The following is a 13,408-nucleotide window of genomic DNA, read 5'->3' on the forward strand; positions in this document are numbered from 1 at the left end:
CCGTCAGCATGTCCTCGGGCAGGGCGATCACCACGGGGCCGGGGCGGCCGGTGGTGGCGGTGGTCCAGGCGCGGGCCAGGATCTCGGGGATGCGCTCGACCCGGTCGATCTCGACCGCCCACTTCGCGACGGCGCCGAAGACCGCGCGGTAGTCGATCTCCTGGAACGCCTCGCGGCCCTTCATGGAGGTCGCCACCTGGCCCACGAACAGGATCATGGGCGCGCTGTCCTGCATGGCCGTATGCACCCCGATCGAGGCATTGGTGACCCCCGGTCCCCGCGTCACCATGCAGATGCCGGGGCTGCCCGTCAGCTTGCCCCAGGCCGACGCCATGAAGGCCGCGCCCCCCTCGTTGCGGCACAGCACGAAGTCCAGAACGCCTCGCGTGTCATGCAGCGCATCCAGCACCGCCAGATAGCTTTCGCCCGGCACGCCGAACGCCTTGGTCGCGCCAAGCGCCACAAGGCTTTCGACAATAAGCCGTCCCCCGTTTCGCATCTTTCGTGTCATGGAGATCCTGATATTGCCCTCAAAGGGATTGCAGTTGCCCGTTCCGCCGATGTCCTGAAGATCGACACGGATCGCGAAAAAGAGCACGTCACGCACACAAGGGGTTGGATGTTGCCTTCCACCAGGACGTGACCGGCCTTTCCGCTGAGACTTGACCCTTCTTGGGACTATGCTGGGCGGGACCTCGTCGGGTCAAGCCATGCTGACCGGCTTCCTTTCGCTGGTCGCGGCAGCCGGCCCTGCCTTGAAGCGGGGTCCTGGCCGCACTCGGGTGGGTGACGATCCATCGGGCGCCACCGGGTTCCATCCTCCGCGCAATGTCGCAGCGTGATCAAGTCAAGCGCCAATGGAAGAAGACGGCACGGCGGATGATGCCTTCGGACCGCGCGATCTCTTGAGGCAGATTGCCATGGCTTCTTTGTCGCCGCGCTGCCCGAGACAAGCTCGGCGCGACCCGCGATCGGATACGGCGGAGCTTGCGACAAGCCGTGGGCGCAAGGCATCAGCCCGGACGATGCCGTCCCGTCCGGTTTCCCACGACGCCGGCGTCGTCCTCACGGCAGACGATCCGGGCCGCCTCTGCGGCGGCCCGGCAAGCCGGACCCTGTCAGGTCATCACTTCAGCGTCAGGGTCACGCGCGGGATGTCCCCGGTGAAATGCGATGCCTCACCCGACCCGACCGCCTCGACCACGGCCGTTCCCAGATCGACCCCGACATCCGCCGTCTCGTCGGCCGAGAAGACGCCCGCCTGCGTGTTCTCGATCCGGCCCTCGGCCACGGCCTTGTCGTTCACGTGGAGGATGGCCTTGCCGCCCTTGCCCGGTCCGCCGCCGTCATAGGCGAAGTCGAGCCGCAGCTTGGCCTCGCCGGGCGGCAGCGGGTCCGAAGCCGCGATGTCGAAGGTCCGCATTCCCAGCAGGTTGTAGGTATAGCCGGGCACCCCGTCCTTCATGTAAAGGGACCAGCCGCCGAACCGCCCGCCTTGGGCGATGATCGTGCCATTGGCCCCGCCTTCGGGAACCACCACGTCCGCCTCGATGGTCACGGACCGGTTCTTGACGTTCAGGAAGGCCGATTCAAGCATCCCCGTCATGCCCTTGGCCAGGGTGATGGAATTTCGTCCCGCGAACAGGTCCGGGCGTCCGACGCCGACCGGATGATCGGTCATCCGCTCGAACGACCGGTCGTCGATGGGCAACACATTGTTCCGGCGCGCCTCGTCGAGGAACAGGGCCTGCATCTCGGCCAGCTTGTCGGGATTCTCGGCCGCGAGGTCACGGGACAGGCTGAAGTCTGACCGAACATCGTAAAGCTCCCACACGTCGCCTTCCAGCGTGTTGCGGGGCTTGGCCTCCCAAGGAGCCTTGTGAATGGTCCCGGCGAACCAGCCGTCGTGATAGACGCCGCGGTTGCCCGCGATCTCGAAGTACTGCGTCGTGCGGCGCTCGGGTGCCTGTGCATCGTCGAAGGTGTAAAGCAGGCTGACGCCGTCCATCGGGGTCTGCTCGGTGCCGTTGACGCTGGTCGGCTCGGGCAGGCCTGCGGCCTCCAGGATGGTGGGCGCGACATCGATCACATGGCTGAACTGCGGGCGAACCTCGCCCCCGCGCTTGATGGCTTCCGGCCAGTGCACGACCATGCCGACGCGGGTGCCGCCGAAGTTCGAGGCGACCTGCTTGGTCCAGGTGAAGGGCGTGTTCAGCGCCACCGCCCAGCCGGACGCCATGTGCGGATAGGTTTCGGGCCGGCCCCATTTGTCGATCAGCGGCAGCATGTCCGACACCTGCTCGGCCACGCCGTTGAAATAGGTGTATTCGTTGTACATGCCGTTCTCGCCGCCCTCGGCGCTGGTTCCGTTGTCGCCGGCGATGTAGAAGACCAGCGTGTTGTCCATCTCGTCGAGATCGCCGATGGTCTGGATCATGCGGCCGATCTCGTGGTCGGTGTATTCGGTGAAGGCGGCGAAGACCTCGGCCTGACGGGCGAACAGCCGCCGCTCGTCCTGGGACAGGTCGTCCCAATCCCGAATCGCTTCGGGCTTGGGGGCAAGGACGGTGCCCTGCGGCACCACGCCGGCCTCGATCTGACGGGCCAGCGTCTGCTCGCGCAGCGCGTCCCAGCCCTGGTCGAACCTGCCTTTCCAGCGGTCGATCCATTCCTGCGGCACATGGTGCGGGGCGTGGACAGCACCGGGTGCGAAATAGACGAAGAACGGCTTGTCGGGCGTCATCGCCTGCTGGTGCCGAATCCACTTGATCGACTGATCGGTCATGTCGGTCATGAAGTGATAGTCGGGCCTTTCCGGCGGCTCGACCGGGGTGACGCCATCGATGACATAGGGCGCCCATTGGTTCGTCTCGCCGCCGATGAAGCCGTAGAACTTGTCGAAACCCTGATGGGTCGGCCAGCGGTCGTAGGGGCCGGAAACGCTGGTCTCCCAGGCGGCCGTCTCGTGCCACTTGCCGAAGGCCGCCGTGCTGTAGCCGTTCAGGCGCAGGATCTCGGCCAGGGGCGCGACCGAATTCGGGATCTTGCCGGTCGCGCCGGGAAAGCCCGTCGCCAGTTCCGTGATGAAGCCCATCGAGGCGACATGGTGGTTGCGGCCGGACTTCAGCGCCGCGCGCGTGGGCGAACACAGGGCCGCGGTGTGAAAGGCGGTAAAGCGCAGGCCCTCATCAGCCAGGGCGTCCAGGCTGGGCGTGGTGATCGGCCCGCCAAAGGAACTGGTGGCACCGAAGCCCAGGTCGTCGATCAGCACGATCACGACGTTGGGCGCCCCTTCGGGCGCGGTGACCGAAAAGGGCTTGGGCAGCGTGGCCTTGCGGGCATCCACCTCGGTGATCGGCGCGGCGGCGGGCGGCAGGATGGGCAGGATGGTGCGGTCCATCGCCCCCTGTTCCTGGGCGCCGGCCATGGAGGCCGCGCAGGCCGACAGGACGCAGACGAGGACAGCGCCTCTCATGCGATGGTCATGCGTGGACTTCGACATCGGTTATCCCTTTCGTGCGGGCGTATTGCACAGGTCGGTTCCGCGGGCGGCACAGGGGCGATTTGCCGGGCGGAAAGACACTGTTCGCTGCCGCGTCGTCATCCCCATGCCACACCCGTTCGTTCCAAAGCCGGGTTTCCGCTGGATCGGTCTTCAGGTCACACAGCCGCCGGTCCCCGCGGCCGAACGACGCCATGCGGCGGCGGCGTTCCCGCCGGGCTGGAACCCGGCCGCAGTTCCTTCGGCGCCTCGTCGTTGCAGGCATGGGCCTGGCACTCTCCGGCATCGCCCGGCATGTGGTCCGGGCGACTGCCGCGACAGGGATCGGTCACACGCATCTCAGAACCGGTATGTCGCACCGATGATCGGCCCTGAGAATTCGAACGACGCTTCACCGAAATCCGTTTCCCAAGACGATTCGAGGTGGCGATAGCCGCCCTGGAGCGCCCAGTTGTCGTTCACGCGATAGCCGACCGTCGCCAGGGCCTGCCAGCTGTCGCTTTCCCCGGTCCCTCCGGCGTCGAGGAACAGCGTGCCGAAGGTCCTTTCGTTGAAGTCCATTCGAAGGCGCACGGCAAGAAGCGGATCGACCCAGTTGTTGTCCTGGCTGAACGTCTGGGTCGGCGCCAGCGCACCCACAAGGGTGGTATCCAGATCCAGCCAGTAGGCGCGGAAGCCGGCGCCCGCGTCGAAGGAAACCCCGGGTTCCTCGTACACCCGATAAATGGCATACCCGCTGAGAGCGGTCACCTCGGTCCTGACCTCGGCCCTTGAAAACAGGACACCCACCGGGGTGTCGGCATCGGCCGAAAGCTTGAAGTGGAACAGGTCGCCGATGATCCCCCAGGGTCCGTTCCGCGCCTCGCCGACTCCCATGAAGGCGAAGTCCAGGTTGTCGAGCGCATCGCTGAAGCTAAGGTCCGCATCCACCTCTCCGCGCGGCGTGTCCGCGGTCACGTTCGTTTCGTTGAACCAGACATACATCGAAATGGTAGAGGTCCAGCCGCCGTCCTGCGCAAGCGCCGCGCCCGACGACAAGGCCAGAAGAACTGAACCACCAACGATCTTCTTGAGACTTCCTGCAGACATCGCCAGCCCTCCGGCATTGTGTCACTGCCCGTCCGTGCCGCCAGCGTGGATTTCCCGTCGCGGCTTTCGGCCGGCACGCCAAATAAATGCTAAGTCCGCGAGGCTTGCACATCATTGATCCAGATCAATGGTGCCGCGAGCAGCAGGCCGCTGGAAGGCTGTTCCGGTTCCCGGCCGTCCGACAGGGATTGCGCCCCCAATCTGCGGCTGCGCCGCATCACGGTAGCTGGAGGAGGCCTTCATTGCCGGGATTTGCGGCCCGAGCCCGCGCTAGGGCATCCCGCGCCGCGGCGGCGTCATTCATCGCGGCATGGAGGCGAACCACCATCGACCAGGCCTCGACAAGCTGCGGGTCCAGCCGGACCGCCTGCTCGAAGGCGCGAAGCGCAAGGGAAAAGTTGCGCGCCTGAAGCGCCGCCCCGCCGATCTGAAGGTGGGTTTCCGGGAAATCGGCCCGCAGCATCAATGCGTCCCGCCATTCCTGGCGCGCGCGCGCCAAGGCCGCGTGATGGGGCGATCCGGGTGGCGGATTGGCGTCTAGCAAGGCCTTTGCCGCCGCCTCGCGCACGGACCGGGCCGGATCGGACAAGAGCGGCGCCAGTGCGGCCAGGCGATCCTCGGGCGGAAGGCTGCGCAGGGTGCCGGCGGCGGCGGCGCGCACCAGGGGATCGGCATCGGGCAGCAGGTCGATAACGCGATCGGCAGCCGCCTGGTCGGGGACCGCGCCAAGCAGGTCAAGGGCGGTGGCGCGCACGATGCCCGACCCTTCCCGCCATTCCGCAAGGTCCAGAAGCTGCGGCACCCAACCCTGCGGGTCAAGCCGGGCGGCGGCGATGGTGGTGGCGAAGTGCGGGCCGCGATGCGGGCTGTCGGGAAAACGCGCCTCAAGCTCTGCCGCGGCCCAGGCGGCATCGCGGTCCTTGTGGCAGTCGGTGCAGGCGTCGGGCGATCCGGTGACCGCCAGATCAGGACGCGGAACGCGAAAGCTGTGGTCGCGGCGCCTGTCCACGCCCATGTAGGTGCGCTCGATCATGTGGCAGGACACGCATTGCGCGCCGGGGCTGTCCTCGGGGTGGAAATGGTGCTCGGGGGCATCATAGGTCCTGAGCGGCAGCGACGGGAACTGCGGGTTTCCTGCGGGGGAATGGCATTGCGTGCAGACGGCATTGCCCTCGGCGCGGAGCGTGGCCGAATGCGGCTCGTGGCAGGCCGAGCAGCGGACCCCCTTGGCGTGCATCTTGGATTGCAGGAACGAGCCGCCCTCGAACACCTCGTCCAGGATCGACCCGTCGGGACCGTAAAGGCCCGCGCGCAGCAGCGTCATCGAAAAGGCGTCGTGATAGGGCGTGCCCGGCGGGGGGTTTCCATCCAGCATCGCCTCTCGCCGGGAATGGCAGGACAGGCACTGCATGACCTCGGCCTGTTGCGAGGCGCCCGGGTCCACAGTCAGGCCCAAGCGGGGCTGCGCCGCGGCAGCCCTGGCGTCTTCGGGCTGGCGCGCCCAGGCGACGTGGTCGGAGCCTGGTCCGTGGCAGGCTTCGCAGCCGACGCCGATCTCGGCCATTTCGGGGGCGAAGCTGTCCGTGGCGGGGCTGTAGTTCCGGCTGTAGCCGGTGGCGTGGCATTCCGCGCAGCGTCCGTCCCAGTTCTTGTAAGATCCGGTCCAGTGAAATCCGTCCGTCGCAGGCGGGGGTGGTCCGGGGAACACCGGATACCATCGCTCCCCCTCGACATCCCAGGCGATGTCATAGGTCTGGACCCGCCCCGGTTCCGGCGACAGCAGGTATTGCTGCAACGGATCGACACCGGCAACGCCCACCACCTCATAGGCGCGACGCCGGCCATCGGGACCTTCCGTCTCGATCAGGTACTTGCCGTCGTCCCGGTAAAACCGCGTTTCCTGCCCGCCATGCGCGAAGGTGACATCGTCGAAATCGCCAAGAACCGTGGTCTCGTCGGGAAGCGTCCACGCCTTCGCGTGGTCCGACTGCGTCCAGTCCGAACCAGCGGTGTCATGACAGCCGACGCAGGCCGCCGAGCCGACATGGGCGGGTTCCGCGCGGGCACCCCCCGCCCCGGCAGATGTCAGGACAAGCGCAGCCACCAGAAGGGCCAAGCGCAACGCTGATGTCCGAAGGCCCTTCGCCAGAGGTGCTTGCCGCCATTCATCGCCCAGATGCCTGATCCGGCACCCGCCCATGCTGTCCGTGCAGCAAACCTCTGGACCAACTTCCCGCACGGCCGCGACATCAGTTCCCAAGGATGCGGATCGGCGAAGCCGTCAGGATCTGGGTCAGCGCGGGCGAGGTGTCCTCGCCAAAGCGGCCCACGGTGTTCAGCCCCGCGCCGATCAGCTTGACCACCTCGGGCGAGCCCGCGAACTTGGAATGGCTGCCGGAACTGGAATCCCGGATCTCGGACAGATCGATCACGGTCACGCCCAGTCGTTCAAGCTGCTGCGGGTTTGCGGCCCCCACGCGGGGAACGCCGCCGGCGATCCGCGACGAAACGCGCAGCGCGCGGTCGTCCCTGGACACGAGAACATAGATCTTTTCACGGATCTCGGGAGAAAGCTGGATCAACTGCGTGCGAAACAGGTCGACGTCGATGTCCGGAGAAGCCAGCATGATGTGGTTGATCGTGCCCCTGCGGCCCAGGGTGCCGGCCTGCTGAAGATCGACAAGCCCCTCCATGGTCAGAAGCGTGCCCATCGAATGCGCGAAGACGCTTGAGCTTTCGGCGTTTGTCTGCGCCATGAGATTGGCGATCTGCTTGATCTTGCCACGTGCCACCAGGGCGCTGTTGAGGTCGTAGACATAGCGCGACGCGTTCGCGGCCGAGGCCCATGTGAACAGGATCGGCACCCCTTGGAAGCCCGTATCCTCGACAAACTGCGCCAGCCGCAGCAAGGCGTCCGTGGTGGTGTTGTTGTAGCCGTGCACGAACAGCAGCAACTCACGCTCGCCGCGCGGCCGCGCGGCCAGTTCGCGGTTGATCGCGGCGACCATGGCGGCGTCGTTGCCATAGATGACGGCATTCACCGCCGAGAATTCTGTCCGGGGGTCCGGCGGCAGTTGTTCGGGCCGTTCAAGCTGACCCACGACATGCGTGGGAGGCACCGTCACCTCGGCCGAGGCGAGGCCAAGCAGATGCGCCCGGTCGGCCGACAGGAACACGCCCGGCTCCTCGGACGCCCGCCGCGTCGTGGCGATGAAGATGCGATGCCGGCTGACCTCGGGGGCGGTGCTTGCCGGGATCGCGGCGTTTTCTATCCCGATGATTTCAGGAGGACGGGTGCACCCGATCAGAAGCACGGAGATCAGGACAAGCAGCGCGGCGGGCATGCCGCGATGGTCACCGACGACAGGCATGAGGCCTCCTCTTCGCACGTCGATCCGCTCCAGCATCATCATCGTAATTCGCCGCCCGGCCGTTGAACACGGAAATCTTGGTCGCGAAGCACCCGCCATCCGAGGCGAACAGGCTTCTCCGCCTGGCTGCGGACAGCGGGAGAACCTGCCGCCCCGGCATCGTGCTGTCGGCAATGAACCCATAAGGCCCGGCACATTCCAGACCGGTGGCGGGCCCCTCCCCCATCCATCATCCGATCAATTCGCCCCCTCACGGCGTGATTGCAACCTTGAGAACCCCGTCGCGCTGGTGGGAGAAAAGATCATAGGCGGCCTCGATGTCATCCAGCCTGAAGCGATGGGTGACGAGAGAGCCGAGATCGACACGCCCCGAAGCGACGACGTTCATCAGCCGGGTCATCCGCTCCTTGCCGCCGGGGCAGAGGCTCGTGACGATCCTGTGGTCGCCCAGGCCGGCCGCGAAGGCATCAAGCGGAATGCGGATGTCTTCCGAGTAAACGCCCAGGGACGACAGGGTGCCGCCAGGTCGCAGCACCCGCAGCGCACCCTCGAAGGTCGCCTGGCGGCCAAGCGCCTCGATGGCGACGTCCACGCCGCGGCCCTGGGTCAGGCGCATGATCTCGGCCACGGGGTCGCATTTGCCGAAATCCACGATCTCGTCCGCACCAAGACGACGCGCCATCTGCTGCCTTTCCGGCAGAGACTCGACGGCAATGATGCGCGTCGCACCCATCAGCCGCGCGCCCGCCGTGGCGCAAAGGCCGATCGGGCCCTGCGCAAAGACGGCCACGGTATCGCCGATCCGCACCGCGCCGCTCTCGGCGCCGGAAAAGCCCGTCGACATGATGTCGGGGCACATCAGGACCTGCTCGTCCGAAAGAGCGTCGGGGATCGGGGCGAGGTTTGCCATGGCGTCCGGAACAAGAAGGTATTCGGCCTGCGCGCCGTCGATCGTGTTGCCGAAGCGCCAGCCACCCATGGCCTTGAAGCCGTGCTGCGTGCCCGCGCCGTCCTGGGAATGGCAGCCGCACAGGCAGGCCATCGAGTGACCCGAGGGCGTGATCGCGCCCGCGATGACCCGCTGTCCCTCGCGGTAGCCCGTCACCGCGGAGCCGAGCTTTTCTATGACGCCCACCGGCTCGTGCCCGATGGTCAGCCCGCGGGCCACCGGGTATTCGCCCTTGAGGATGTGGACATCGGTCCCGCAGATCGTCGTGGTCGTGATGCGGATCAGGGCGTCCAGAGGCCCGACATCCGGCACCGGCTTGTCCTCGAGAACGATGCGGCCCTTTTCGACGAAAACCGCAGCGCGCATCATCGTGCCCCGGGATCGCGGCCGGCCGGGTTGGGCTTTCGTGTCGACGGTCTGCTCCATGCTCGCTCTCCAGGGATGCTTCGGACGCAGGTTAGCGCAGGCGCCCTTGCCGGCATTGACCTGCGTCAATGAACGGAAGGATGCGTCTCGACCCCGACATTCGGTCGAAAGGCAGGCAGGGTGCGCAAATGCCGCGCCCGCTGCCGCCCTGCCAGGGACGGCCCTGCGCGTCGGGCGGAACGCCACCTTGTCCTTGCCCTCCGGGTCCCGGCCGCGCTTCAGCGTGCGGCGTGCCGGATCAGGGTTGGCGGTCTCTCAGATCAGCTTGACGCGGCGCAGCCAGCGCATGGCCTGGGTTTCGTTGTGAAGCTGGTGCACCTTGCACAAGAGTGAATGCGCCATGCTCCGGCGCGACAGTCGTCGTCCTGCCTGGCTTGTCGCCTGCGGGACCTCCAGCCAGGTCACGGATGATGTCGGCGCCTTGTCGGCCAGTTGCGCAAGCGCGTCGATCCAGGCATGGATGATATGTTCCGCGCCGCGCCGCGCCGCGCCCGGGACCTGCTCGGGCGGCTCCAGCCAGGGGTTGGTGTTGATCTCGAAGATCTGGGGACGGCCGCCGACCACGGCATAGTCGGCCCGCCCGTACTGGATGTTCGCCGCGTCAAAGGCCGCGCGCAGCGCCTCCATGTCCTCCTCGCCCTGCAGGAAGGCCAGCTCCTTGTCGGGCGCGGGCCTGGTGTTCGGGTCGGAGTATTCGCCCTTGCAGACCCACGCCTGGCTTTGATCCAGCGCCGAGGGGAAAAGCCGGTCATGCACGCGCATGTAGGACCGTTTCTCGTGCAGGCCCAACTCGTTTCGGGCATCGACGTATTCGGTGACGGCGAAATGATCGCCCTGCCGGTCGGCGGGGTCCAGCGCGGCGATCGCGTCACGCAGCGCCTGCGGCGTTGCCAGAAGTTCGGATCGCGGGCCTTCGTGGTCGTCCAGGCGCCGCAGGAACACCGGATAGCGGAACTCCTCTGCCGGGGTGGTGATCGGCAGCATCCGGAAGTCGTTGACCCCGGCCTCGTGCAGCCGCCGCATGATGTCCAGGCGGCTGCCGACACGGTCGGGCAGGTTCAGCATCCCGCATTCGGGACAGACCTGCCGCAAGGCCTCGATCCGGCGCATGACAAGCCGCATCTCGGCGGCGGTCAGGCGCTCCAGATCGGCAAAGACGTAGATCGAACGGGGCAGGCGAGGAGATGAAAGAAGCTCATCATAGCTGAGAATGACAAGGCGTCCGTTCAGCGGATGCTTCCTGGTCTCGAGCACATCGCGGATTGCGTATTGATGCTCATCGGTCGCGACAAAGGTAATCATGGGCATTCACGTTTAACGGTTGCGGAGCAGTGATACAAAGCCCTGAAAGCATGGCCGACAAGCAAGACGCAGGGCAATAGGATAGGCGATCGCCCCGGTGGTAATAATTATCAATAAATTGGCCAAGGAAATATCGGGAGCATGGTCGCGAAAATACAAGCCGGTGATAATTCCGGCCATTATCAGCGCGGCCAGCCAAATCCGCCCGATGCGAAGAAGGGCTTCCGTTGCCCCTTTGCGAACAAGGACCTGCGCATAGATCAGGGCCACGATGGTCGTCGAAAGCTCGTAGATCAGGAAGGCGACGGGTGCGGCAAAATGACCGTCGATCCAAGCGACGACCACGAAGCTTGCGGCCATGCAGACCAGTCCGATGGTGCTGCCGATCAGCCCGTATTCGGGCCGCCCAAGGGCCGAATACGACGAATAGAAGAATCGGTAAGGCAGGGACAGTCCCACTGCCAGACACAGGATCTGCGACAGGAGCACGGCCAGTTCCCAACCCGGTCCGACCAGAAGCGGAAGCAGCACGGGCGCACTGGCGGCCAGGCCGACAAAGGCCGGGACCGCCACGACCGCGACGCCCGAGGCGATCTCGCCCGCGGTGCGGACAAGCCGTGCAGGATCGTCCTGCAGCCGGACCAGGACCGAGAAGGCAAGGTTGTGCCCCACACCCATCAGCGCCATCCTCAAAGGATCGACGATCCGCAGGGCGATGTTGAGCTGGCCCAGCGTCACGGCCCCGAAAAAGGCGTTGACCATGAAGGCCAGCACCGCCGGAGCAGAGGAGGTGACGCCGACATCGGCTAGGTGCAGCCAGGAAAAGCGGAAGATTTCCTGGAAGCGCGCGCCATGCCAGCGCACCGGAATCCAGATCTTCTGGCCGCGCGACCACAGGAACACGGCTGAAAGCATGGGATAAAGCACGTTCGGCAGAAGGCGCTGCAGCAGCAGCGCATAGACGCCCCATCCCGCGATGGCGGTCACGATCGACAGGATGGATGCGATCACCGTGCTGAGCGCCTGGCAGGTCGAGATTTCGACGAACCGCCGGGACCGCCGGGCGACCGCCTTCGAGACCGCGCCGGGTCCCTGCCACAGCAGAAGCAGGCTGGACACGATCAGGCAAGCGGCAAAGCCCGGCGCGTCCACCCAGCGCTCGATCAGGGGGCCCATGACGATCGACAGCAAGATCGCGGCGGCAGTCAGGAATATCGACGCGAAAAGCGCCGTCTCCAGATGGGCCGTGTAAAGGCGCCGCCGCTGGCTCAGGGATTCCTCGAAGGGCAGCCCGATAAAGGCACCCATGACGGTGTTGACCCCCAGCACCAGCGCCGCCAGCCCAAACTCGGCCGGCGACAGGATGCGCGCGACAACCACCGTGCTGAGCATCTGCGCAGCAAGACGCACGACAGCATCCGCAGTCGAAGCTCCGATCCAGATTCTGAACATGTGCATCTTGCGTTCTTGTTGTCTGACGACTGGTATCGGGTCAATCTGACGATCACAAGAAATCCGCAGGCCATAATGCGGCTTTTTCAGACCGTATATCGGCCTGCCCAGCTGAAACAGGATATTCCATGAAATCACTGCACCAGCGGAAAATACGATCTCATTCCGAAACTCCAGTCATTTCCGCATATTCGCATTTTGTACGTTTTGTTCGAAACAATCTCGAACCCTGCCTTGCGGGCAAAAACGTCCTCCGCTCGCTTGCGGCGGTTGCCGTTATCTTGGGCACGCCCGGCACCGCGAGCGAGGGCGGGGCGCAGCCCGGCGCGATTCCCGACGACGCCCTTGGCCTCGCGGTGGGGCTTGACGCGTTGCGCTGGCAGGACAGCCTCGACCTGCGCGCCGAGTTTGCCGACTACGCGGCGATGGGGGTCCGCTGGCTGCGCACGGACCTGAACTGGGCCTCGGTGCAGGCGCAGGGGCCGGACAGCTTTGACTGGGGGGACATGGACCGGATCGTCGAAACGGCGAAGACCTTCGGCATCCAGGTGCTGCCGGTCGTGGGCGCGACGCCGGAATGGGCCTGGCAGGACCCCGAAAGCCCCTCGCCGCCCAAGGACCCCAAGGCCTATGGCCGCTTCCTGAAGGCAGCGGTGGAACGCTATGCTCCGCGCGGCATCCACACCTGGGAGATCTGGAACGAGCCCAACCTGAAGGGGCCCTTTCCGCCCCGCCCCGATCCGGTCGCCTATGCGGCCTTGCTGAAAGAGGCGTCGCTGGCGATCCGCGCAGCCGATCCCGGCGCGACCATCGTCCTGGGCGGGCTTGCCGCGGCAACCTCGACCAGGCTTTTCGGGAATTCGCCGGCGATCGCCGCCGTCGATTTCCTGGAAACCGTCTATGCCGAAGGGGCCGGGGACAGCTTCGATGCGGTCGGCTTCCACCCCTATACCGGGTCGGATCTGCCGGATCTCGAAGCCCGCCGGAACTCCTGGGGGCTGATGGCCGGGCCGATCCGGGACATCATGATCGCACATGGCGACAAGGCCAAGGCGATCTGGATCACGGAATACGGCGCCCCGACCAACGAGGACGGCGGCGGCGTGTCAGAAGCGCGGCAGGCCGAGCAGCTGGCCGCAAGCCATGCCCTGGCGCAAGAGACGCCCTGGCTGGGGCCGCTGTTCTGGTACAGCTATCGCGATCTCGGCAACGATCCCTCGGACCGGGAGGACTGGTTCGGCCTGATGACCGGCGACAACCGCCCCAAGCCCGCCCGTGCCGCGCTGGAGAGCATCCTGTCCCGGCAGCCATGACGGT

At 66.0% G+C, this 13,408-nt stretch carries 9 protein-coding genes; 1 reads left to right on the forward strand and 8 read right to left on the reverse strand.

The window, feature by feature from the left end; translation table 11 throughout:
• From J0F76_RS12950 to J0F76_RS12985, 8 genes are all read right to left on the reverse strand, one after another.
• Positions 1 to 511, reverse strand: a 511-nt coding sequence (locus J0F76_RS12950; RefSeq protein ID WP_242690182.1) for a thiamine pyrophosphate-binding protein, incomplete at its 3' end; no start/stop codon positions are given.
• Between the two features lie 615 nt (positions 512 to 1,126).
• On the reverse strand, positions 1,127 to 3,502 hold the full coding sequence (locus J0F76_RS12955; protein ID WP_207470047.1) for an arylsulfatase: 2,376 nt from the start codon (positions 3,500 to 3,502) through the stop codon (positions 1,127 to 1,129).
• 339 nt (positions 3,503 to 3,841) lie between these two features.
• A complete protein-coding gene (locus J0F76_RS12960; protein WP_207470048.1) occupies positions 3,842 to 4,591 on the reverse strand; it encodes a hypothetical protein in 750 nt (249 codons plus the stop codon).
• Between the two features lie 217 nt (positions 4,592 to 4,808).
• Positions 4,809 to 6,707: a HEAT repeat domain-containing protein gene (locus tag J0F76_RS12965; RefSeq protein WP_242690183.1), complete on the reverse strand. Its 1,899-nt coding sequence runs from the start codon at positions 6,705 to 6,707 to the stop codon at positions 4,809 to 4,811.
• Positions 6,708 to 6,840: 133 nt separating this feature from the next.
• Complete coding sequence (locus J0F76_RS12970) at positions 6,841 to 7,962, reverse strand: alpha/beta hydrolase (protein ID WP_242690184.1); 1,122 nt, start codon at positions 7,960 to 7,962, stop codon at positions 6,841 to 6,843.
• Positions 7,963 to 8,212: 250 nt separating this feature from the next.
• Positions 8,213 to 9,277 carry an NAD(P)-dependent alcohol dehydrogenase gene (locus J0F76_RS12975; RefSeq protein WP_242690185.1) on the reverse strand — a complete coding sequence of 355 codons (1,065 nt, stop codon included), beginning with the start codon at positions 9,275 to 9,277 and terminating at the stop codon, positions 8,213 to 8,215.
• Between the two features lie 315 nt (positions 9,278 to 9,592).
• Positions 9,593 to 10,645, reverse strand: a complete 1,053-nt coding sequence (locus J0F76_RS12980) for a hypothetical protein (protein ID WP_207470050.1) — start codon at positions 10,643 to 10,645, stop codon at positions 9,593 to 9,595.
• A 6-nt stretch (positions 10,646 to 10,651) separates the two neighbouring features.
• Positions 10,652 to 12,091 carry an oligosaccharide flippase family protein gene (locus tag J0F76_RS12985; RefSeq protein ID WP_207470051.1) on the reverse strand — a complete coding sequence of 480 codons (1,440 nt, stop codon included), beginning with the start codon at positions 12,089 to 12,091 and terminating at the stop codon, positions 10,652 to 10,654.
• A gap of 281 nt (positions 12,092 to 12,372) precedes the next feature.
• On the opposite strand from J0F76_RS12985, the gene J0F76_RS12990 reads away from it, so the two are divergent.
• A complete protein-coding gene (locus J0F76_RS12990; RefSeq protein ID WP_207470052.1) occupies positions 12,373 to 13,404 on the forward strand; it encodes a cellulase family glycosylhydrolase in 1,032 nt (343 codons plus the stop codon).
• The last annotated feature ends 4 nt before the right edge of the window (positions 13,405 to 13,408 follow it).

The sequence above is a fragment of the Paracoccus fontiphilus genome, from assembly GCF_017356265.1.
GTDB classification, from domain to species: Bacteria; Pseudomonadota; Alphaproteobacteria; order Rhodobacterales; family Rhodobacteraceae; genus Paracoccus; species Paracoccus fontiphilus.

What these genes read in the sequence shown, in the direction of transcription:
- J0F76_RS12960 (WP_207470048.1), bottom strand. Translation starts at nt 4,591, where the DNA reads ATGTCTGCAGGAAGTCTCAAGAAGATCGTTGGTGGTTCAGTTCTTCTG.
- J0F76_RS12955 (WP_207470047.1), bottom strand. Translation starts at nt 3,502, where the DNA reads ATGTCGAAGTCCACGCATGACCATCGCATGAGAGGCGCTGTCCTCGTC.
- J0F76_RS12970 (WP_242690184.1), bottom strand. Translation starts at nt 7,962, where the DNA reads ATGCCTGTCGTCGGTGACCATCGCGGCATGCCCGCCGCGCTGCTTGTC.
- J0F76_RS12975 (WP_242690185.1), bottom strand. Translation starts at nt 9,277, where the DNA reads ATGCGCGCTGCGGTTTTCGTCGAAAAGGGCCGCATCGTTCTCGAGGAC.
- J0F76_RS12985 (WP_207470051.1), bottom strand. Translation starts at nt 12,091, where the DNA reads ATGTTCAGAATCTGGATCGGAGCTTCGACTGCGGATGCTGTCGTGCGT.
- J0F76_RS12980 (WP_207470050.1), bottom strand. Translation starts at nt 10,645, where the DNA reads ATGCCCATGATTACCTTTGTCGCGACCGATGAGCATCAATACGCAATC.